This is a genomic window from Stenotrophomonas sp. C-A (assembly GCF_054030835.1).
In genome coordinates this window covers 1,790,597-1,812,535 of the sequence record NZ_CM132916.1, presented here as the reverse complement: position 1 = coordinate 1,812,535, position 21,939 = coordinate 1,790,597, and the positions used below count along the sequence as shown (strand labels likewise).

The window sequence follows — 21,939 nt, the reverse complement described above, 5'->3', positions numbered from 1 at the left end:
GAGCCCGTGACTGATATCGGCCGACGCCGGTTGTTGCAGGCCGGCGTTGCCGCCGGCCTTTCCCCGCTGCTGCCCAGCATTGCCCGGGCAGCAGCGATCGCCCCCGCCGCGCAGACGCGCAGCCTGGAAGACCTGCAGCACATCGTGGTGTTCATGCAGGAGAACCGTTCGTTCGACCACTACTTCGGCACGCTGCCGGGGGTACGTGGTTTCGGCGACCGCTTCGTAGCCCCTGCGCCGGCGCTGCAGGCCGGCGGCCGCACCCGCAGCCTGTGGCTGCAACCCGATGCCAGCGGCCAGCGCGCGATCGCACCGTTCCCGCTGGATACCGCCGCGCACTTCGGCTACATGCGGGTGGAGGGCACACCGCACACCTGGCCGGACGCACAGCGTGCCTGGGACCACGGGCGCATGGGGCAATGGCCGAAGGCCAAGCAGAACCACTCGATGGGCTACTTCCAGCGCAGCGACCTGCCGTTCCAGTTCGCCCTGGCCGACGCCTTCACGATCTGCGACGCCTACCACTGCGCGATGCAGGCCGGCACCAACCCGAACCGGGTGTTCCTGTGGACCGGCCACAATGATGCACACGCGCGTGCTGGCGGCCCGGTGATCGCCAACTCGCACGACAATTTCCCCGAACAGGGCGGGCACCCGGCGTCGTACCGCTGGACCAGCCATGTCGAGCGCCTGCAGAACGCCGGCGTGTCCTGGCAGATCTACCAGGACATGGCCGACAACTTCACCGACAACCCGCTGGCCGGTTTCGAGGTATTCCGCCAGGCCCATCGCGCCGCGCCGGGGCATGACCCGCAGTTGCGCGCACGCGGTGTCAGCACCCGTGGCCTGGCGCAGCTGCGCCAGGACGTGATCGGTGGGCGCCTGCCGCAGGTCAGCTTCATCATCGCCGACGCGGCCGGCAGCGAGCATCCCGGCCCCTCCAGCCCCGCCCAGGGCGCGGCCTATACCGCGCGCGTGCTGGACGCGCTGACCGCCGATCCAGAGGTGTGGAGCCGCACCGCGCTGTTGCTGATGTTCGACGAGAACGACGGCTTCTTCGACCACATGCCGCCACCGGCACCGCCTTCACCGCTGGGCACCGGCTGGGCAGGTGCGTCTTCGGTCAGTACCGAGGGCGAGTACCACCGCCATCCGGCACCGGGCGACGAGAAGTACGACCTCGCCGAACTGCGTGGCCGCCCATATGGGCTGGGTCCGCGCGTGCCGCTGTATGTGATCTCGCCGTGGAGCCGCGGTGGCTGGGTCGATTCGCAGGTGTACGACCACACCTCGGTCATACGGTTGATCGAACGTCGCTTCGGTGTGGCCGCACCGGACATCTCGCCGTGGCGCCGCGCGGTCTGCGGTGACCTGAGCAACGCGTTCGACTTCGCCCAGCGCGATACCCGCCCGTTCGTACGCGGCCTGCCGGACGTGAGCGCGGTGGCCGCGCGTGCCGCCGCCCTGCCGGGACGCACCGTGCCCGCGTTGCCCGAGGGACTGAAGCCGGCGAAACAGGAAAGCGGTGTACGCCCGGCGCGTGCCCTGCCCTACCGGCCGCAGGCATCGATTGCCGCTGTCGACGCCTCGGGTGTGGATCTGGCGCTGTCCTGCGAAGGCGCAGCAGCAGTGCTGCATGTTTACGACCGGCTGCGGCTGGATGCGGTGCCACGCCGCTACACGCTGCTGCCGGGCATGCCGCTGCGCGAGCGCTGGCCGCTGGACGCCCAGGGTCGCTATGACCTGTGGCTGCTGGGCCCGAACGGCTTCCACCGCCACTTCCAGGGAGCGGCCACGGGTCCTGCCGTGCAGGCTTCAACCGATCGTGCGGATGGCCAACTGCGGCTCCGCCTGCGCAATCTGGGTGACAGCGCGCAGCAGGTGCGTGTGCAGCCGGGCGCCTATGCCGGGCATATGCCCGAGCAGACGCTGGTGCTGCCCGCACATGCAGAGACCGCGTTGGCGTGGGACGCAACGCCCACCGCAGGCTGGTACGACCTGCTCGTCGGTGCGGGCGACAGTGCCCTGCGCCTGGCCGGCCGCGCCGAGGATGGGCGCCCCGGCACCAGTGATCCGGCGATGGGCAGCGAGCCATTGCGCTTCGATCACGATTGAAGGATCTCTGTAGAGCCGAGCCCATGCTCGGCTGCTTTTCCGGTCAGCTATCGAAGAGCAGCCGAGCATGGGCTCGGCTCTACAGGGTAGACCGGTAGATTCAGGCTTCCTGCAGCCCCGGCCGGCCATGCTCCACCGCATAGCGCTTCCAGCTCTGCACCGCGCCATTCGGCTGCATCACGGTATCCAGCGTCTTCATGTCGCCGATCCACGCATCGCGGGTGACATCGCACAGCACGTAGCCACGCTTGTCGGTGGTCGCCTTCAGATAGGGGCTGTGCGCAAGCTGGTTCCTGGCATACGCGTCCACACCCTGGCCATCGGCGCCGGAAGTGATCGACGTGGCGAGGAACTCGCTGGAGATCACGCCCGAGTCACGGTGGTCCTGCACCAGATCGCTGGCATAGTGGCGATGCGCGTCGCCGCAGGCGGTCACCACGTTGCCGAAGCCCACCTTCTGGATGTGGTCAAGCAGACGCCGGCGGCTGTCCAGATAGCCTGACCACTGGTCGTCGGACGACTGCACCACGCCGTCCTTCTCGCGCATGTAGTTGCCCAGCGCCACCTGGTGGGCGATCGTGTGCCAGCGTGGTGCAGCATCGGCCAGGCCGTCCAACAGCCAGCGCTCCTGCTTCGCCCCCACAATGCTGCGCTCCGGCGATTCCACCTCCTCACGCAGCGCCATGTTCACCTGCTTGCTGCGGTACTGGCGGGTGTCGAGCAGGTGCAGGTCCATCAGCGTGCCGTAGCGTGCGCGCCGGTACATCTGCATGTGGCCATCGCGCGGGAATGCCGAGCGGCGCAGTGGCATGTTCTCGTAGTAGGCCTGGAACGCCTGTGCGCGACGCAGCAGGAACACTTCGCTGGGCGTGTCATCCTGGTCTTCGGCACCGGCCCAGTTGTTGTCCACTTCATGGTCGTCAAAAGTGACGAACCACGGTGCCGCCGCATGCGCGGCCTGCAGGTCGGGATCGCTCTTGTACTGGGCATAGCGGCGGCGGTAATCATCCAGCGTGTAGATCTGCGGGCCGACGTGGTTGCGCAGGTTGGTGAACGGCTGGCCGTTCATCTTCCGCAGGCCCGGCTGGCTTTCGCCTTCGTAGATGTAATCACCGTAGTGGAAGACGAAATCCAGCGGTTCCTCGGCGATGCGCCGCCACGCGGTGTAGTGGCCTTCTTCGTAGTGCTGGCAACCGGCCACCGCGAAGCGCACGCGATCCACTGCGGCCGTGGCTGCGGGCAGCGTGCGGGTACAACCGACCGCACTGGCGTGGCCGCCTACGGTGAAGCGGTACCAGTAGGACCGTCCGGGCGCCAATCCGTCCAGCTCCACGTGCACGGCGTGGCCGAGTTCGGGATGCGCCATTGCCGAACCCTGGCGCACCACCTTGCGCATGCCATCGTCTGCTGCCAGTTGCCACTCGACCGCCATCGGCCGGGTCGGCATGCCACCGCCGAACACCAGCGGTTCGGTCGCCAGGCGCGTCCACAGCACCATGCCATCGGGCGAAGGATCACCCGAGGCCACGCCCAGGGTGAAGGGTGTGCTGGCAAAACGCGGCTTGGCCAGCAGGTTGCGCGGGTTCAGCGCGGTGGCATCGGCCTGCGCGGCCAGCGCGTGTGCCGTTCCCATCCAGGCACCGGCGGCAGAGAGGCCGGCCAGGGCCAGGAATCGCCTGCGATTGATTGTCTCCACGGCTGCGCCCTCAGTTGTAGATGATGTGGAAGTAGAAGAAGCGGCCGTAGTCGTCGATCTCGGTACGGAAGCGCCCGTTCGGACCGGTGCTGTAGGTCGGCTGGGTGTTGAACAGATTCTTGGCCTCGTACTTCAGCGTCACGTGCTTGCTGACCTTGTGGCTGAAGGCAATGTTGAAGGTCATGTACGGGTCGTAGTAGGAATCCAGCCACTGGGTGTCGCCGAAGTCGACCAGCATCCGGCTGCGGTAGGTGCCGGACAAACGCAGCTGCGCGCTCTTCCACGGCATGCGCCAGATCACCGAGCCATTGAGCGACCAGTCCGGCTGGTACAGCAGGCGGTCCAGGCGGCGCTCGGTGCCATCACTGATGCGGTAGTTGGTCTGGCCTTCCAGCCGCGTGGCGTTGAAGTACATGTCGAAGCGCTGGCGGCCCCACTGCAGGTTGCGGTTGGCCACCGCGAACTCGACACCGCGCAGCGTGGACTCATCGGTGTTCATCGGCTGGGTCACCCGGTAGCGGGCATCACCCACGTTCTCGAAGGTGGTCAGGGTGTAGATGTCGTCCTTGATCACCTTGTCGAACAGCGCCACCGAGACCAGGCCGTTGTTGCCGTTGAAGTACAGGTCCCACGCCAGGTCGATGTTGGTGGAACGGCGCGGCTGCAGATCCGCATTGCCCTGCTTGATGGTGCAGAAGCCCCTGCCCTCCTCGTCATCGCCACAGCTGGTGCTGGTGGCCTGGGCGATGTTGCTCGGCGTCGGCCGGCCCAGCGTGCGGCTGGCGGAGAAGCGCAGGCGCTGGTCCTCGGTGAGCTTGAAGGTTGCGTTCAACGAGGGCAGCAGATTGTTGTAGCCACCGCTGGTCGTTCGGAAGGCAGAGGTATAGGTGGTGCCACCATCGTCGCTGAATGGACTGTAGGCATCAAAGCGGGTGTGGTCGTAGCGCAGGCCGCCGATCAGCAGCAACCGGTCCCAGGCGTAGTGCGCGGATACATAGGCATTGGTGATGTCCTCCACGTACTTGTAGTCGCTGGTGAAGTTGGCATTCGGATACGCCGCATTGTTGTTGCCCAGTTTTGGCAGCAGCTCCTCGTTCCACTTGCGGTTGTCGATCAGCGGGAAGCCCGGCACGCTGCCCAGCAGCGTCGAACCCGGGTACAGGTAATCGTTCAGTGTCGCGCTGCTCTTGTAGTAGTCGAAGTCGATGTCCTGCCAGATCTTCAGATGGCGGTATTCGGCACCGGCGGCCAGGCCAAAGCCACGCGCATCGGCGTCGATGTTGTAGCTGAAGTCGGCGCGCAGGTTGTCGATGCTCTCCTTGGCATCGCGCGGGGAGACATAGGCCTGTGCTGGGTTGAGCTTGAACGCCGAGCTGGTCAGCAGGCTGGAATCGGAAACCGCCACCGCGTTGGGGAACCCGTGGCTGTCGTTCTCGTAGTCGACGAACAGATTGCTTGGGTAGGCGCGCACACCCCAGTAGACCTGGTTGTTGTGGAAGGTCTCTTCGGTGTGGCCACCGCGCAGGGTCAGCCGCGAGCGATCACCGATATCCCAGTTGAAGCTGGCGATGGCACCGCGGTTGTTGCGGTCCCAGCGGTCGTGCCGGTTCTTGATGTAGATGCTGTTGATCTGGGTGATGCCGCTGTCCCCGGTCTGGTTACGGATCGGAAACTTGGCATTGCCGTACAGATCGGTCTTGTTCATCGTCGAGTTCTCGTAGAACCGGTACGAGTACAGCAGCAGCGATGCGTAGAACGGATCATCCGAGGGCTTCCACTCGAGCTTGGCAGAGCCGCCGAAGTTGGTGATGAAGTTGGTATAGGTGCCGGTGCTGAAGTTGCCAGGCGCACGCAGCCCGTTCCAGCCCTTGGCCTCGTCCGGACCCGTGGTACCGTCAGTGAGGTATTTGCCAGCATCGTTGTAGTAGTAGTTCGACTCCACCCAGCGCTTGACGCTGTTGCGCGAGCGCTGTTCATAGCGCGCCACCGCAACGATGCCGAATTCCTGGTCGGCGCCGAACTGGTTGGAGAACACCATCTTGGCGCTCTTGCCGAAGTGACCCAGGGTCTCGTGGTTGCCGCCAGCGCTGCGCTCGACGTTGGTCTCGGCGGTGGAATAGATGCCTGCCACATCGGCAAACACGTACTTGCCGGACCGGTCGAAAGCACTGCGGCTGATGATGTCGATCACGCCGCCGATCGCATCCGGTGCCTGCTCCGCACTGAAGCTCTTGTAGATGTCGGTACGGGTGCCGATGTCGCTGGGAATCAGCTGCAGGTTGTTCATGCGCTCGCCGGAGCCACTGCCTCCCACGCTGGCAATCGCGATGCCATCGATGGTGGTGTAGTTGAGGTTGGCCTGTACGCCGCGCACGGTCACGTAACGTGGCTCACCGGCATCCTCCACCGCGCTCAGGCCTGGAGCGGCCATCAGGCTCTCGGCCAGAGTCTCGTCGCCGTAGCTGTCCATCTCGTCGTAGACCACCGAATCCTTGATCACCGGCGAGGTCTTCTTCTGGTCGATCACCTCGTGCGCGGCAATCACCTTGACGGTGTCCAGGGTCGGCGCGACCACCGCCTCGGCCTCGCGCGGCTTCGGCGCGGCCGGCTTCGGCGCGTTGCTTACGGGTGCCGGATCGATGGCGATGACATTGCCATCGACCACGGTGTAGCTCAGGCCGGTACCGGCCAGCAGTGCATCCAGCGCCTGCTTGACGGTGGCACCGCGCGGCACCGCGCCGGCCATGTGCACTTCTCCACTGCCCGAATACAGGAACTGCACCCCGGAACTGCGCGACAACTGCTCCAGTGCACGTGCCAACGGCTGCGCCGCGATCGGCGCCGAAACGCGGGCCTCAAGGCCATCGGCAGTGGCCGCGACCGCCAGCGGCACGCTGCAGGGAGACAGGGCGAGGATGATCGACAGGTAGAGCGTGTTGCGCATCACGGGTCCTTGGAAGAGAGAAGGCAGCAGGCGCCGCTGCGTGGCTCGGCAGCGGCTTCTCCCAAGTAAGAGCCCGCATCCACCGAAGTGGAGAACGCGGATTCGATGAATTTTTTCTGACAGTCCACGGCCACGTCGGCCTCAGCGACTGACAACCCGCACGGTGTCGCCTTCGCGCCTCACCACGAAACGCGGGTCGCGTTCGAGGAAGGCCTGCAGCGCACCGATGCGATGCGCATCGAGACTGCCCGACAACCGTGCCGATGCCGCGCCTTCGTCCAGCACGCGCACCTGTACCTGGTTGTGCCGGTTGAAGGCAGCGGCTACCTCGTCCAGCCGCTCATCCAGGAAGGACACCTTGCGTTGCTGCCAGTCCAGCAGCATCGACAACGGTACATCCAGCGACTCCACCGCATGGCTGCGCGCGTCGACCTGCACCACCCGGCCTTCGCCCAGTTGCGCAAGACGCCGGGCGTCCGCACCCTGGCTCCAGATCTCCACCTCGCCGGAAACCACGCCGATGCGCGTGCCCTGCAACCGTCGGGACACATCGAACACCGTGCCGATATCGCGGATCTGCAGTCCGTTCACCTGCACCTCGAACGACCGTCGGTCACGGGCGATATCGAACGTGGCCTCGCCCTGCAGCAGCTCCACCTTGCGGCTGAACCAGCCCATGCGTACCCGCAGGCGGCTGTCCGCGTTGAGCCGCACCTGGGTCTGGTCGGGCAGCACCACGTCGCGAAGCTCACCCTGTCCGGCACTGTACAGTTGCTCGGTGGGCATCACCTGCGGAACCAGACCCACGCCGAGCAGGGCGATACAGGCTGCGGCAGCCGCCACCCACCAGCGCGCACGACCGCGACGCGGCACAGCGCGCGGCGGCGCGTGCACGCTACCGAACAGCGGCACCACCTTGGCAGCGACCTGCCGCGCTGGCACCGGCGCCTCTTCAGGCAACGGCGATTGCAGCGCCTCACCGACCTGCCGGTGCAGCGCGAGGGCGTGCATATAGGCGCGCACGTGCTCCGGCGAGCGCTTCATCCAGTCCAGGAACGCAACCCGCTCGGCCTCGCCCAGTGTTCCGTCACGATTGCGCAGGAACCAGTCCATGGCCTCGCAGGCGAGCGTGTCGTCGGCCACGGGCGAAGAGTTCCGGTTCATGTGTGCTCCCTGGCGCCCAGCGCCTTCCTGCAAGCCTCCAGCCCCTTGCCGATGTGCTTGCGCACCATGTGCACCGACACCTGCAGCTGCTGGCTGATTGCCGGGCAATCCAGCCCATCGCGGTAATGCAGCTCCATCACCCGCCGCGTGGTTGCAGGCAGTCGTGCGATGGTGGTGCGGATATCGTTCCAGCGCTGCGCACGCTCGAATTCGCCTTCGATGTCTTCTTCGCTTTTCAGCACTTCGGCCAGCAGATCGACATCTTCCAGCGGCGGCAGCGACGACCGCGCGCGCGCATGCTCGCGCGCCAGGTTGGCCGCCACGGTGAACAGGTAGGCTTCCGGGTTCTCGACCGCATCGGCATCCTCGCCGGTGCTGCGCAGCAGCCGCAGGTAAACCTCCTGCGCCAGGTCTTCGGCATCCTCGCTGGCCGAACCGCGACGCAGGAAGAAGCCACGCAGCAGTCGTCGCCGCAGCGCGTAGCTCTTCTCCCAGATCCTCACGCTGTTCACGGCCGGCCAACCACCCCGAGGCTGGAAAGCCCCGCAGGGTGACCGCCATCGATGACAGTGGCGTTTCAACCTCCGGCAGGCAGCCGCTAGAATGCCGCCCCTGCACTGTCCCGGCAGCCGGCACAAGGAGTGCCCCGCAATGAACGCACGCACCGCCATCAACACCCTCAGCAGCCTGCTGTTCCTGCTGCTGGTCGCCCACACCACCGCCTACCAGCAGCAGATGTGGCCGCCCAGCCGGGTCATCCATGTGCATCCGGTAGTCGTCGCCCTCGCCTATGCACTGGGCGTGCTCACGCTGCTGCTGTGGATCGGTGGCCGTCGTGCACCGGAACCCGCCCAACGCCTGGCGCGCTGGCTACCCATCGTCGCCTGGTGCCTGCTGGGCGTCGGCGTGGCGATCATCCCGGTGTTCCTGCCTGGGCTGTCCCCGGCCTGATCAGCGGCCGCACCCAGCGCATGCGCGCATGATACGGCGCGCGGTGCCAACCCTTGCTTGCCAGAGACCCAAGCCCCGCCCGCCTACCGAAGCCCGGGGGGCAGGCCTACGCTTGTCTTCTCGGTGGCCGCCACGGTCGCCCTTCGCGTCACGGCCCCCGCCGTTGCGACCCCGCTCCAGTGCTGTGCGCCCTGCCGGTGTTGTCGCCCAGGCAGAAGTCCGACCGGCGCCCTCTGGAGACAGCCATGAACCAAGCCCTCATTCCCTTCGATACCGACCCACTGGAAACCCAGGAGTGGCGTGAATCGCTGGAGGCGGTGATGCAGGCCGGCGGCCGGCCGCGCGCGCACTACCTGATCGACCAGCTGAGCGATCTGGACGCGCAGCAGCACGGCGACCTGCATACCCGTGCCTGGACTGCCTACGTCAACACCATCCCGCCCGAACGCCAGCCGGCCTACCCGGGTGACCTGGCCATCGAGCGCCGCCTGAATGCGATGATCCGCTGGAACGCGATGGTGATGGTGCTGCGTGCCGGCAAGCATTCCAACGTCGGCGGCCACATCGCCACCTACCAGTCCGCGGCGGTGCTGTACGACGTCGGCTTCGATCACTTCTTCCGTGGCCGCACCGACACCTTCGACGGCGACATGATCTACATCCAGGGCCATTCGGCGCCGGGCATCTACGGCCGCGCGTACGTGGAGGGCCGCATCGATCCGGCACGGATGGACAACTTCCGCCGCGAAGCCGGCCGCGAAGGCCTGTCCTCGTATCCACACCCGCGCCTGATGCCGGAGTTCTGGCAGTTCCCCACCGTATCGATGGGGCTGGGCCCGCTGACCGCTGCCTACCAGGCGCGCTACATGCGTTACCTGGAATACCGCGGCCTGAAAGAACACCAGGGCCGCAAGGTTTGGGCCTTCCTCGGCGACGGCGAAATGGACCAGCCCGAATCGCTGGCGGCAATTTCCCTGGCTGGCCGCGAGCGGTTGGACAACATTGTGTTCGTGGTCAACTGCAACCTGCAGCGCCTGGACGGTCCGGTACGCGGCAACGCCAAGGTCATCCAGGAACTGGAAGGCACCTTCCGCGCGGCCGGCTGGAACGTGATCAAGCTGATCTGGGGCAGCGGCTGGGACGACCTGCTGGCCCGCGACCACAACGGCCTGCTGCGCCAGCGCATGATGGAATGCGTGGACGGCGACTACCAGACCTTCAAGTCGCAGAGCGGCGCCTACTTGCGCGAGCACTTCTTCGGCCGCTATCCCGAGCTTCTGGAGCGGGTCGCGCACATGAGCGACGACGACATCTGGGCGCTGGCACGTGGTGGCCACGATCCGCAGAAGGTGTACGCCGCCTACCAGCAGGCGGTGAACACCAGCGGCCGGCCGACAGTGATCCTGGCCAAGACGGTCAAGGGTTTCGGCATGGGCGAAGCCGGCGAAGGCCAGAACATCAACCACCAGCTGAAGAAGATGAGCGCCGATGCGGTGCGCGCCTTCCGCGACCGCTTCAACCTGCCGGTCAGCGACGACCAGCTGGAGGAGATGCCCTATCTGCGCCCGGAACCCGGCAGCGCCGAGGCCACCTACTTCGCCGAGCGCCGCCGCATCCAGGGTGGGCAGCTGCCGGCGCGCCTGGCCAAGGTCGATCCGCTGCCACTGCCACCGCTGTCGATCTTCAACACCCAGCTGCAGGGCAGCGGCGATCGCGGCCAGTCCACCACCATGGGCTTCGTGCGCATCCTAACCAGCCTGCTGAAAGACCCGGAACTGGGCAAGCTGGTGGTTCCGATCGTGCCCGATGAATCGCGCACCTTCGGCATGGAAGGCCTGTTCCGCCAGATCGGCATCCACTCCTACCTGGGCCAGCTGTACACCCCGCAGGATGCCGGCCAGCTGAGCTATTACAAGGAAGCCAAGGACGGCCAGATCCTGCAGGAAGGCATCAATGAATCCGGTGCGATCTGTTCGTGGATCGCCGCCGGCACCGCCTACAGCAACCACGGCCTGGCCACGATTCCGTTCTACATCTTCTATTCGATGTTCGGCCTGCAGCGTGTCGGTGACCTGGCCTGGGCCGCTGCCGATGCGCGTACCCGCGGCTTCCTGCTCGGTGCCACGTCGGGCCGCACCACGCTGATGGGCGAAGGCCTGCAGCACGATGACGGCCACAGCCACGTGCTGTCGTCGGTGATTCCGAGCTGCGTGTCCTACGACCCGACCTACAACTACGAGCTGGCGGTGATCATCCATGACGGCCTGCGCCGCATGTATGTCGACCAGGAAGACATCTACTACTACATCACCGTGCTCAACGAAAACTACCCGCAGCCGGCACTGCCGGAGGGCGTGGAAGCGGGCATCCTGAAGGGCCTGTATCTGCTGCATCCGGCAGCCGCCGATACAGCCTCGCAGCCACGCGTGCAGCTGATGGGCAGCGGCTCGATCCTGCGCGAAGTGGAAGCCGCAGCAGAACTGCTGCAGCAGGACTTCGGCGTCGCCAGCGATGTCTGGAGCGCCACCAGCCTGACCGAACTGCGCCGCGACGGCCTGGCCGCCGAACGCTGGAACCTGCTGCATCCGGCCGAGGAGCCACGCGTACCCTACGTGCAGCGGTGCCTGCAGGGCCATGAAGGCCCGGTGGTGGTGGCCACCGACTACATGAAGATCGTAGGCGACCAGATCCGTCCCTTCATCAACGACCGCCGCTTCACCGCACTCGGCACCGATGGCTTCGGCCGTTCCGATACACGTGAATCGCTGCGCACTTTCTTCGAAGTGGATCGCCACTTCATCGTGCTGGCCGCCCTGAAATCACTGGCTGACGAAGGTCGCATCGAACGCTCGCGGATGCAGGAGGCCATCGACAGGTACGGCATCGACACCGGCAAGCGCGACCCGGCTGCGGTATAAGGCTGCTGCATTCACCACGCCCGCTGTGCGGGCGTGGTGCAGGCGTCGCCGCTACGGTATCCGCTTGAACAGATTGGTCTGCAGGATCGGGGTACCGTCGTGACCGTAGAACGCCTTGGTCTCGGTCATCGTCGTACGGTCGGCCGCCACGGTATAGATGCGGGTGGAGGCCGGCGTGCCGTGGTCCACCAGCTGCATCACCAGGGTGTTCGGCGCCGGCAGTTTCAGATTGGCCTTGTCCGCGCCGTAAGTACCGGACAAGGGCCCCGGCGTGCCGTCCAGCGCCAGCGTGCCGTCGGACTTCATGGTCTTGCCATCGTGCAGGACGATGTCCACGTGTGAACTCCAGCGACCCGCACCGGCGTCCTTGAACTCGAGCACCACGTGCTTCGGGCGCTGCGCTTCGGGTAGCGCAGACGTGGCGATATCCAGCGACCAGCGCCCCAGCAGCGGTGAGGGCGAAGCTTCCACCGCCAGCGCCGGAACGGCCGAGAGCGAAAGCGCAGACAACAACACAGCGGACAACAGTTTCATACGTTGCTCCGTTCCAGTGAAGAAAGCGCTGCGTGACGCGTGATGGGGGGCAGCAGGGCGAATGCTGCGCGCCTGCGGCGGGGGGTGCAAGCCACTCGCTGAATGCCCGGCCACGCGCCATGTCAGGACCATGTCACACAGGGGTAGTAGAACGATCCAGCATCTCCGGCTCTTCTCCCCCAGTACACGGCGTTGAACGCGCAGCCCTCGCCACGGCACCTTTATGCCGCCGGCCACTTTGCCCGCACCCTGGCCTGGTCGTTCGTGGATCTGGTGCTGGGCTACTACCTGCACGCCCGGCTGGGGCTGCCGGCGGCCCACACCGGCCAGCTGCTGGCCATTTCACTGGCCTACAGCAGCCTGCTCGATCTGCTGCTGGCCGCCGTGTTCACCCGCATGCGCAACCAGCAGCGCCTGGCCCTGCGCCTGCAGCTCATCGGCGGGCTCGGCACGGCGGCCAGCGCCTGCCTGCTGTTCAGCCCGGGCAACGCAACCGAGCCCGCCTTCCTGCCGTTGCTGGTCGCATCGTTGCTGTTCCGTACCTGCTATGCGGTCTACGACGTGGCCCAGAACGCGCTGACGTCCTTGCTGCCCCATGACGAGGACGAGGCCATGCGCTATGTCTCCACCCGCGCCGTGGTGGTGCCGATCTCCAAGCTGTGCATTGCCTCGGCGCTGTTCGGCGTGGTCGGTACGCCTGCGTCCCAGGGCAGTGGCAACGCGTTGCTGATCTGCATAGTCATCGGCGTGCTGATCGCGGCCGCTGCGCTTCCTTTGGCCTGCGTCGCAACGCCCTCACGGCCCTCCGCAACCAGGACGCCCGCTGCCCTGCCCCTGCCCCTGCCCCTGCCGGCGCTGCTGCCGGTTCTGCTGGCCGCGGCGGCGGAGACGGCGCTGGTTGGCCTGGCAGGGCGTCTGTTCCCCTTCGCCGAACATGGGGCAGCGCTGACCTTCGCGATGGTGGCGGGCATGGTGGTTGCCCCCTGGCTCTGCCTGCGCCTGCGTTCAACGCTGCACAGCGAGACCGGGATGCTCGCGCTGATGTCGGTGCTGGCCGTCGCCGCCGTTGGCGTGTACCTGGCCATCCCCTCCACGCCCATAGCGATTGCATGTGCCGCCATCCACGGGACGGCGGTGGCCAGCGTCGGCCTGGTGCTGTGGCGACGCACCGCGCTGATCGCCCGTCGCCATGCCATCCATAGCGGACGCGACGATGACCTCAGCTGTTTTGCACTGCTCACCGGAACCATGAAGCTATCCATCGCGGCCTCTTCGTTGCTGCTGGGGGAAGTGCTGCCCGGTATACAGGCGGGCGATCCGGGCACCTCGGCCGCACTGGTCTCGCTGGTCGCCGCCGGCAGCCTGCTTTCGCTGGCCGCATTGGCCTGGCCCATCCCCCCAGCACGCACCGAGGGCCTGCAACCGTGAGCCTGGCCCCGACATCGCGGCTGCGCCGCAAGCCGCTGATCGCGCTGGATGCGGACCACAAGCGCATCATCTGGCTGTTGCGCACGATGGGCGCCGTTCCCCGCATCACCATCGCCCACCAGCTGGGCATGCACAACGGCGCGTTGACCCGCCTGGCGCGTGAACTGCTGATGCTGGAAGTGATCGAGGAACAGGGACAACTGTCCGATGGCCAGCGCGGCCGTCCCTCGGTGCCACTGGCGCTGTCCGGTCGGGGCGGCTATGCCGCCGGTGCCACGGTGCATCCCGGTTGGCTGGAGATCGCACTGGTGGATTTCGCCGGCCAGGTCATCGCCCGCGATGCCACCGCATTCGACAGCGCAGATCCCCTCGATTTCGTCCATTGCGTGGACCAGCGCCTGCGCAGCCTCACCAGCAGCACCGGACTGATGCGCGCGCGCTTTCTGGGCCTCGGCGTGGCCGTTCCGGGGCCCGTGGTCGAAACCGGTCCGGCACGCCGGCACGCGGTGGACTGGCTGCATGGCTGGCGCGATATCGACAACGACCAGTTCTTCGAAGACTACTTCGGCTTCCCGGTGTGGGTGGAGAACGATGCAACCCTGGCGGCGTTGGCGGAGTATTACGACAGCGGTCTGATCCGCGACTGCGCTTCGGCGCTGCTACTGTATGTCGGCCACGGCGTGGGTGGCGGCGTGATCCACCGGCGTGATGTGATGCGCGGTGAGTTCGGCAATGCAGGCGACATCGGCCGCCTGTTCCGCATGGACGCACCGCGCCCCTCGGGTATCGACCTGCTGGCCACGTTGCGCGAGGCCGGCGCCGGAATTCCTTCGTTGTTCGAGCTGGAGGCCTGCCTGGAAAGCCATGCCGGCATCATCAGTGCCTGGGCCGAACGCGCAGGAAACCAGCTGGGCGCAGCGGCCAATACCGGCGTGGCGTGGCTCGATCCGGGCGCCGTGATCCTGTCCGGTTCGCTACCCCGCCAGGTACTGGAAGCGTTGGGGCAACACCTGCAGCAGCCGGCACGCTGGAGCAGCGCGCTGGACAGCCTGCGCCTGCCGCAGGTGCATGTGTCACGGCTGGGAGGATCCGCGGTTTCGGTGGGCGCAGCGCTGCTGCCAATCCACCAGCTGGGCGCCGATGCCATCGTTTAATTGTTTATTTCCGCCGAAGTAAACAATTCCGTCATCGCCCGGACCTACCGTGCAGCGGTCCCCCTTCCCTGCATGGCCGCCCTCCGATGAACATCAGCCCCCTGGTCCTGGGAATCTCCCTGGCCTTGATATCCCTGCATGGCAACGCTTCTGCGCAGGACGCCTCCGTCCAGAACCAGGGCAGCGCCGACGCCGCAACGCTGGACGCGGTGGTGGTCACCGGTGCGGCACGCACCCAGCGTCGTTTCGATGCGTCCTTCGCGGTCAATTCACTCAGCCGCGAAGACGTGCAGAAACTCGCACCGAAAAGCTACGCCGACCTGCTCGGGTCCGTGCCCGGCATCCATGTCGAAGCCACCGGAGGCGAGGTGCAGAACATCACCCGGCTGCGCGGCATTCCCACCGATCGTGGCTTCATCGCCTTCCAGCAGGACGGCCTGCCGCTCTACCAGGAGCTGGATGGCCACTTCTTCAATTCCGGCGACGGCATGAACCGGTTCGACGTGATGAACCAGCGGGTGGAGATCGTACGTGGTGGCCCGGCGCCGATCTATGCGAGCAGTGGCGGCGCCATCGTCAACAACATCCTGGCCGAGGGCTCCGAAGAGACCCACGGCAAGGCCCAGCTGACCGTGGGTGACACCGGGCTGTACCGCGGCGAGATGTACCAGTCCGGCGCCCTCGGCAAGGACACCTTCTATGCAGTCGGTGGATTCCTGCGCCAGCACGATGGCTACCGCGACAACGGCTTCCCGAACGACAAGGGCGGGCAGATCAGGGGCAACATCAAGCACTACTTCGACGACACCAGCTGGTTCAAGGTCAGCGGTACCTTCGTCGATGACCACAATACGTTCTACCTGCCGATCCCGGTCGCCGATCCGCGCAATCCCAGCGTCCCGCTGGACCCGTACATCGACTACTTCGACGGTACGCTGAACTCGCCGTCGCTGCGCAGTGTCAACCTGAAGTACCTCGATGGCGGCGGCGTCCTGCAGGGCATGAACCGCGACCTGGCCGATGGCCGGCACATGCGCTTCGGCAACATCGGCTTCCAGTACGAGAATACCGCCAGCGATTGGACGATCTCGCTGAAAACCGGCTACACCAAGGGCCGCAATACCTTCGACGCGCTGTACTCGACCACCAACCCGGTCGACGCACGCGCTTTCGCCAACGGCTATCTGGGCGCGGCCCGTACCGCCTTCGGTGCCGGCGTCGCGCGGATGGGCTACGCCCTGGCCGGCAGCAACGGGGCGAGCGCCTACGATCCCTATGCCGACTCCGGCCTGGTGATCTCGGCCCAGTACCGGGCCGCAGATTCGGACTTCTACTCCGGCCAGGCCGACTTCAGTGCGACGCGGCTGTTTGAAACGGCCTGGGGCAGCCACGATCTGAACATCGGTGCATACACGGCCTTCTTCGGCACCACGGCCTTCAGCCTGTACCAGGACATGCTGATGGAGATGCGCGGCAAGCCACGCCTGCTGGACCTGGTGGCCTACGGCAACGATGGCACCCCGCTGGGCTATGTCACCGACAAGGGCACGCTGCGTTACACCACCACCCTGAATCGTGGCGAGGTCGATGCCCGCATGTTCGCGGTGTATGCCAATGACACCTGGGCACTGACGGACCGCTTCAAGCTCGACGCCGGTATCCGCCATGAACGCTACCGCTATGAAGGCTATGCAGAGCAGACCGCCCAGGTCGACCTCGGCGACCGCACCACACTGGCCGACAACACCACGCGCCGGTTCACCGGCGTCGTCCAGAACCATCGCCTGGACCCGTCCGCGAACAACTGGACCGTCGGTGCGAACTTCGATTTCACCCCTTCGGTGGGTGCTTACGCCCGCGTCTCGCACATGGAGATCGTTCCCAACTCGTCAGTGGCACGCTCGATCGATCCCACCATCGTGCAGACCCAGCTGGACCAGTACGAGCTGGGCCTGAAGGCCGGATTCGGCCGGTCCTACCTGTACCTGACTGCGTTCTACACGAAGTTCGACCCACTCAACGCCTCGTTCGTGGCGTTCAACCCGACGACCGGCCGCAATGACCAGTCGGTGCCGTTCATCGGTACCGCCGTCTCCAAGGGCATCGAACTGGATGGGCTGTTCCGGCCGCTGGACTGGTTCAGTATTGCCGGCTCGATCACGGTCAGCGATCCGCAGTACGACAGCCTGCAGAACGATTCCGGCGCCGATCCGGCCGCCGTCAACGGCAAGCAGATCGTTCGCGAGCCCAAGCTCTACGGCAACCTCCGCCCGACCTTCAGCTTCCAGCACGGCCAGGACCAGTTCGAGACCTGGCTGCGCTATGACGTGGTCGGAAAATCCTATGTTGATCTGTTCAACCAGACGGCGCTGCCTGCCTACCAGACCCTGGGGCTGGGCGTTTCATGGAAGCGCGGCAACTGGGGCGCACAGCTGGTGGGCGACAACCTGACCAATGAAAAGGGACTCACCGAGGGCAATACCCGCACCGACGCCCTGGCCGGACAGGGTTCGGCCGAGGCAATCTATGGACGGCCTCTGTTCGGCCGCAACGTCCGCCTGATGGTCAGCAGGAGCTGGTGATGCATCGACGATTTGCCTTGTCCCTTGCCCTGCTTGCCACGGCAGCGCTGCCGCTTGCGGCGGCGGCCGACGACCGCGACAGCGCCGCGCTGGCCGCACGACTGTTCCCGACCCTCGTACAGTTGAAGCCCGATACGCTGCCCGGTGATGCGCGTGCCCTCCTGGCCGAACGCATGCAGCAGCTGGCCGGCTGCCGGACCGCCACCTGCACGCTCGCGTCCGCACGCTGGACGCCCGCGCAGGCAGGCCTGTTGACCGCTGCGGCTCCCGCGCACGCCGAGGCCATCGAGCGGGAGCTGGCGGGCCTCAACAACATCCTCTCCGTCTATGGCCAGGGCCAGCCGCCCCGCTACGACGCCATCGACGGCCCGATCGGCGCAGCGGGCAGCACGCGACTGGCCGGCGACGTCGCCATTGCCATGCAGATGAGCGAGGTGGACGCCAGCGCGGCCTACACCGCCTTCGATCGCAGCATCGCGGTGGCGGTGGGCCTGCTCGATGCCAATGACCGCCTCGATGCGATGCGTTTCGAGCCCATCAGCGCGGGGGTGAACGCCGCGCCGTTTGCGCGTGCGCGGCAGCTCGACTGGAATGCGCATCCGTACACCGCGATCATCGTGCTGGGCCAGGGACCGGACGAATTGACCACCCCGCTCAGCGCCGGCAGCAAGCTGCGCCTGAAGGCGGCCGCGCAGCGCTACGCGGCAGGTGATGCCCCCTTCCTCATCGTCTCGGGTGGTGCGGTACACCCACGCGGCACCCGCAGCGTCGAAGCGGTGCAGATGCGCGAAGCGCTGATGGCACGCTTCGGCATTCCCGCAGATGCAATCATCATCGAGCCGTATGCCCGCCACACCACCACCAACCTGCGCAATGCAGCCCGGTTGCTGGCGGCCCTGCAGGCACCGCCGCGGCAACCGGCATTGGTGGTCAGCAGTCCATCACATATCGATTCGGTCGCCAGCAGCGCCTTCAGCGAGCGCAACCGCCATGAACTGGGTTACGTTCCGGGCGAGGTCGGTTCACGTGTTTCGCCCTACGCGATCCCGTTCGTGCCGGCTCCCGAATCGCTGCGCATCGACCCGATGGATCCGCTGGATCCCTGAACCGCGCGACGGCATCCTCAGTAGCCAACCTTCACCGTGAACATCACGTTTCGCGGTGCCCCGTACCAGCCCTGGTTGTAGAAGCCGATCTGCGAGTAGTAGTGGCGATCGAACAGGTTGTTGATGTTGACCGCCGCCGACACGTTGGAGCTGAACTGGTATCGCGCCATCAGGTTGACCAGCGCATAGCTGGGCTGCTGCACCGGCACCCGGCGATTTCCGGGTGCGGTGGCGGTCTGGTACATGCGGTTCTGCCAGTCCACGCCACCGCCGATCGTCAGCCGGTCCCAGGTACCCGGCAGTCGCCAGGTGGTGAACAGCTTGAACAAGCTGCGCGGCTTGGCGGTGTTGATCGCCCTGCCCTGCGCGTCCTGCGCGATGAAGGTGGTGAAGCTGGTGCCCAGGCTCCACCCCGGCAGCGGCTCACCGGCCAGTTCCAGTTCCAGGCCGTCCACCGTTGCGCCCTTCACCGCACGATACGCCGCCTGCGTACTGCCCTCGACCAGCCCCCCCGTGGCCTCGGCCAGATTGTCCTGCTGGGTGCGGAACAGCGCCGCCGACGCATTCAAGCGCTCCTGCAACCAGCTGCCCTTCAGGCCCAACTCATAGCTGCGGCCGCTGACCGGGTCGAGGATCTGCCCGGATTCGTTGCGGTTGTTCTGCGGCTTGAAGATGCCGGTGTAGCTGGCGTAGGCGCTGCTGTAGCCGTTGAGGTCCCAGACCACACCGGCATACGGCACGAACTCGTTGCGGTACCGGTACTTACGCTTGCTGCCGAAGTAGACCTGGTCGGTCTCCCAGTTGCTCAGGCGGCCACCGACGATCACATGCAGCGGATCGGCCAGCGACAGCCGCGCCACGGCATAGGCACCGCTCTGATGATTGTCCAGATCATCGGCCTGGGTCTTGCTGCTGGCCCACACCGGTTCCGGCGTACCGGGCCCGTGCCAGTCCAGATAGCTTGCCAACGGCGGCAACGGCGCCAGTGCGCGGTACTGCCCCAGTGCGATCTCGTCGCGTGAGCGCGACCAGCCGACGGACGCCGTGTGCTGGCGGCCGAACACCTGGAAGGGACCGGTCAGGCTGACACTGACCGCCTCACGGCGCACCGGACCGTCGTAGCGGGTGAAGCTGTTGCCATTGGGCATCGCCCCGGTCACCGGATCGGGATAGCCGCCCCGGTAGAGATGCTTCATTTCCATGTCGGTATGCGAGCGGCTGTAGGACACGCGTGCCTGCCAGTCGTTGCCGAAGCGATGGTTGAAATCGAAGAAGCCGTTGCGGGTATCGGTGCTCATCCGTGCCCACGGCGCGGTGGCCGATGCCGAGCGGTCGAAGCGGGTACGCGTGCCGTCGGCGTTGAACAGCGCGAAGCCGCTGCCGAAGCCACGATTGTCGTTGCCCTGGTAGGAGATACCGGCGATCAATCCGGTGTCCTCGCCCAGGTCCACGCTGACCACGCCGTAGAGCGTCTTCGCGGTGCTGTCCAGGCCAGCAGTGTAGCTGTCGCCCTCTGCCTGCGCGGCGACCACACGACCACGCACACGCCCTTCCCGGCTCAACGGGCTGGACACATCCACCCAGGCGCGGCGCGCGTCCCAGCTGCCGAGGCCGATGCCGCCACTGGCAGCAAAATCACGCAGCGGGCGCTTGCGCACGTAGTTCACCGCCGCCGACGGATTGCCGGCACCGGTCATCAGGCCATTGGCACCGCGCACGATCTCGATGCGGTCGTACACCACCATGTCCAGATTGTTCTCGCCGAAATTCCATGGCGACAGCACCGGCATCACCACGCCATCGAACTGGTAGTTGTCGATGTCGAAGCCGCGTGCCGAGAACGAATAGCGGTTGGCATCACTGCGCGTGACCGAGATGCCCGGAGCCGTGGCCAGTGCATCGGCGGTGCTGAGCAACCCGCGGTCCTCGATCTGCTGGCGGGTGATGACGCTGACCGACTGCGGCGTCTGCCGCGAAGTCAGCGACAGCCCCGTCGCCGTGCCCATGGAGTCGGTGGTGTAGGAACGCGAGGATTCGGTACTGCCATCGAGGTCGGCCGTGACCTGCACGGTGGGCAGCTGCGAGGTGTTCGCGGCGGGGGCGCGCTCGGCGCCGTGGGCAGTATTGAACAGCGCCAGGGTCGTGCCGATGGCGGTTGCCAGGGCGCGCGGGCGGATACAGGCGGGCATGGGAGATCCAGCAGGAGGGAAAGGCTGGATGAGAATTATTGTCATTTGAGCGTGAGCGCACGTATGCGCGGACGCAGCGGATGTATGCGCGCTGCCGACGCTGATCCTGCGTCAGCGCAGCTGGCTGGGCGCGATGCCGTAGCGCGCACGAAACGCGGTCGCGAAATTCGTGGCATGCCGGTAACCAACAAAATGCGCGGCCTGCTGCACGCTGCAGCCCTGCCGCAGCTGCGCGCAGGCCAGTTGCAGGCGATGCTCGCGCAGCCAGCCGAACACCGAGCACTGATACACCTGCTGGAACTTCAGGCGCAGGCTGCTTGGGCTCATGCAGGCCAGGCGCGCCAGCTCCTCCAGGCTGTGTTCGGCGGCCGGTGCCGCCTGCAGGCAATCCATCACCCGCTGCAGCATGCGGCGATCACGTGCTGAAACACGCAGATCCGGCGATGCCTCCCGCGCAGGCCCGCCCAGCGCCAGAGCCAGCATCTGCAGGCCGATACTCTCGCACAGCAGTGCATGCATCGCGCCCTGCCAGCTGCCCGACAGCAGCTGGTCGGCGGCGTGCTCGAGGTGCCCGGGGACCTGCCAACCACGTAACCGCGGGTGACCGGTGCGATGCGCGGTGGACAGCAGCTCGCTGATCATCGGGTCGTCAATCCCGGCAGGTGCGTCCAACGAGACATTCAGGCTGCGCATCCGCTGCCCTGCGGGATGAATCGCGGTCATCGGCGCCGCCTCGGCCAGCACCATCGCGCCGGCACCCGGGCTCATGCCGATCACCGCCTGCCCGGCCAACCGCGCCCCTGCGCGTCCCTCCAGCATCACGATCACCGAGAAGGCCGGCGGCGACTCCGAGGTTGCCTCGAACGGCTGATGGGCGATTACATCCGACAGCGCCAGGGTCATGCCCGGGCGCAGGCGACGCTGCTCCACCCTGCCCTGCACCACGCACTGTTCACCGGACAGATCGGCGGCCAGTGCAGGCAGGCGATAGCGGAAGCCGCTGCTGCGGCCCAGGCGATCGAGGTCGGCAAGGGTGAGGCTGAGCATGAGGGGCCTGCAGTGGTTCGTCGGTCATTTTCATATGAGAACCGTTCTCATATCCAGCCCCTGCCGCAAGGCCCAATCCACCCTTGTCGATACAAATAGTTACGTTATAAC

14 protein-coding genes are annotated in these 21,939 nt (G+C 66.2%); 7 read left to right on the top strand and 7 right to left on the bottom strand.

Going from position 1 to position 21,939, the window contains the following annotated elements:
• The first annotated feature begins 6 nt into the window (after positions 1–6).
• Entirely contained in the window at positions 7–2,115 is a 2,109-nt protein-coding gene (locus ACW5IY_RS08650; RefSeq protein WP_049434742.1) for a phosphocholine-specific phospholipase C, read from the top strand.
• A 100-nt stretch (positions 2,116–2,215) separates the two neighbouring features.
• Here ACW5IY_RS08650 and ACW5IY_RS08645 read toward each other — a convergent pair whose 3' ends face one another.
• The 4 genes from ACW5IY_RS08645 to ACW5IY_RS08630 all read right to left on the bottom strand — a co-directional run bounded on the left by ACW5IY_RS08645 (position 2,216) and on the right by ACW5IY_RS08630 (position 8,431).
• Positions 2,216–3,811, bottom strand: a complete 1,596-nt coding sequence (locus ACW5IY_RS08645) for an alkaline phosphatase D family protein (RefSeq protein WP_049434745.1) — start codon at positions 3,809–3,811, stop codon at positions 2,216–2,218.
• Positions 3,812–3,821: 10 nt separating this feature from the next.
• A complete protein-coding gene (locus ACW5IY_RS08640) occupies positions 3,822–6,755 on the bottom strand; it encodes a TonB-dependent receptor (protein ID WP_049434747.1) in 2,934 nt (977 codons plus the stop codon).
• A gap of 141 nt (positions 6,756–6,896) precedes the next feature.
• Positions 6,897–7,919, bottom strand: a complete 1,023-nt coding sequence (locus ACW5IY_RS08635; protein WP_049434749.1) for a FecR family protein — start codon at positions 7,917–7,919, stop codon at positions 6,897–6,899.
• Positions 7,916–8,431, bottom strand: coding sequence for an RNA polymerase sigma factor (locus ACW5IY_RS08630; protein WP_049434751.1), 516 nt, complete (start codon positions 8,429–8,431; stop codon positions 7,916–7,918). Before ACW5IY_RS08630 ends, ACW5IY_RS08635 begins: the two co-directional genes overlap by 4 nt.
• A 139-nt stretch (positions 8,432–8,570) precedes the next feature.
• Here ACW5IY_RS08630 and ACW5IY_RS08625 point away from each other — a divergent pair, with 139 nt between their 5' ends.
• Complete coding sequence (locus tag ACW5IY_RS08625; RefSeq protein ID WP_049434752.1) at positions 8,571–8,870, top strand: hypothetical protein; 300 nt, start codon at positions 8,571–8,573, stop codon at positions 8,868–8,870.
• Between the two features lie 245 nt (positions 8,871–9,115).
• Positions 9,116–11,788, top strand: coding sequence for a pyruvate dehydrogenase (acetyl-transferring), homodimeric type (gene aceE / locus ACW5IY_RS08620; protein WP_049434753.1), 2,673 nt, complete (start codon positions 9,116–9,118; stop codon positions 11,786–11,788).
• Between the two features lie 51 nt (positions 11,789–11,839).
• Here the strand turns inward: aceE and ACW5IY_RS08615 are convergent, their stop codons facing one another.
• Positions 11,840–12,322, bottom strand: coding sequence for a hypothetical protein (locus ACW5IY_RS08615; protein WP_010484263.1), 483 nt, complete (start codon positions 12,320–12,322; stop codon positions 11,840–11,842).
• A 192-nt stretch (positions 12,323–12,514) separates the two neighbouring features.
• On the opposite strand from ACW5IY_RS08615, the gene ACW5IY_RS08610 reads away from it, so the two are divergent.
• From ACW5IY_RS08610 to ACW5IY_RS08595, 4 genes are all read left to right on the top strand, one after another.
• Entirely contained in the window at positions 12,515–13,750 is a 1,236-nt protein-coding gene (locus ACW5IY_RS08610) for an MFS transporter (protein ID WP_049434755.1), read from the top strand.
• The gene (locus tag ACW5IY_RS08605) at positions 13,747–14,904 is read left to right on the top strand and encodes an ROK family protein (protein WP_049434756.1); all 1,158 of its coding nucleotides are present in this window, start codon (positions 13,747–13,749) and stop codon (positions 14,902–14,904) included. The genes ACW5IY_RS08610 and ACW5IY_RS08605 overlap by 4 nt, the downstream gene beginning before the upstream one ends.
• A gap of 86 nt (positions 14,905–14,990) precedes the next feature.
• A complete protein-coding gene (locus ACW5IY_RS08600) occupies positions 14,991–17,486 on the top strand; it encodes a TonB-dependent receptor (protein ID WP_457327163.1) in 2,496 nt (831 codons plus the stop codon).
• A complete protein-coding gene (locus ACW5IY_RS08595; RefSeq protein WP_049434761.1) occupies positions 17,486–18,592 on the top strand; it encodes a YdcF family protein in 1,107 nt (368 codons plus the stop codon). The genes ACW5IY_RS08600 and ACW5IY_RS08595 overlap by 1 nt, the downstream gene beginning before the upstream one ends.
• A gap of 17 nt (positions 18,593–18,609) precedes the next feature.
• Here ACW5IY_RS08595 and fauA read toward each other — a convergent pair whose 3' ends face one another.
• Both fauA and ACW5IY_RS08585 read right to left on the bottom strand, forming a co-directional pair.
• Complete coding sequence (gene fauA / locus ACW5IY_RS08590) at positions 18,610–20,781, bottom strand: TonB-dependent alcaligin siderophore receptor FauA (protein ID WP_053091867.1); 2,172 nt, start codon at positions 20,779–20,781, stop codon at positions 18,610–18,612.
• A 111-nt stretch (positions 20,782–20,892) separates the two neighbouring features.
• Positions 20,893–21,828 carry a helix-turn-helix transcriptional regulator gene (locus ACW5IY_RS08585; RefSeq protein WP_049434763.1) on the bottom strand — a complete coding sequence of 312 codons (936 nt, stop codon included), beginning with the start codon at positions 21,826–21,828 and terminating at the stop codon, positions 20,893–20,895.
• Between the last annotated feature and the right edge of the window lie 111 nt (positions 21,829–21,939).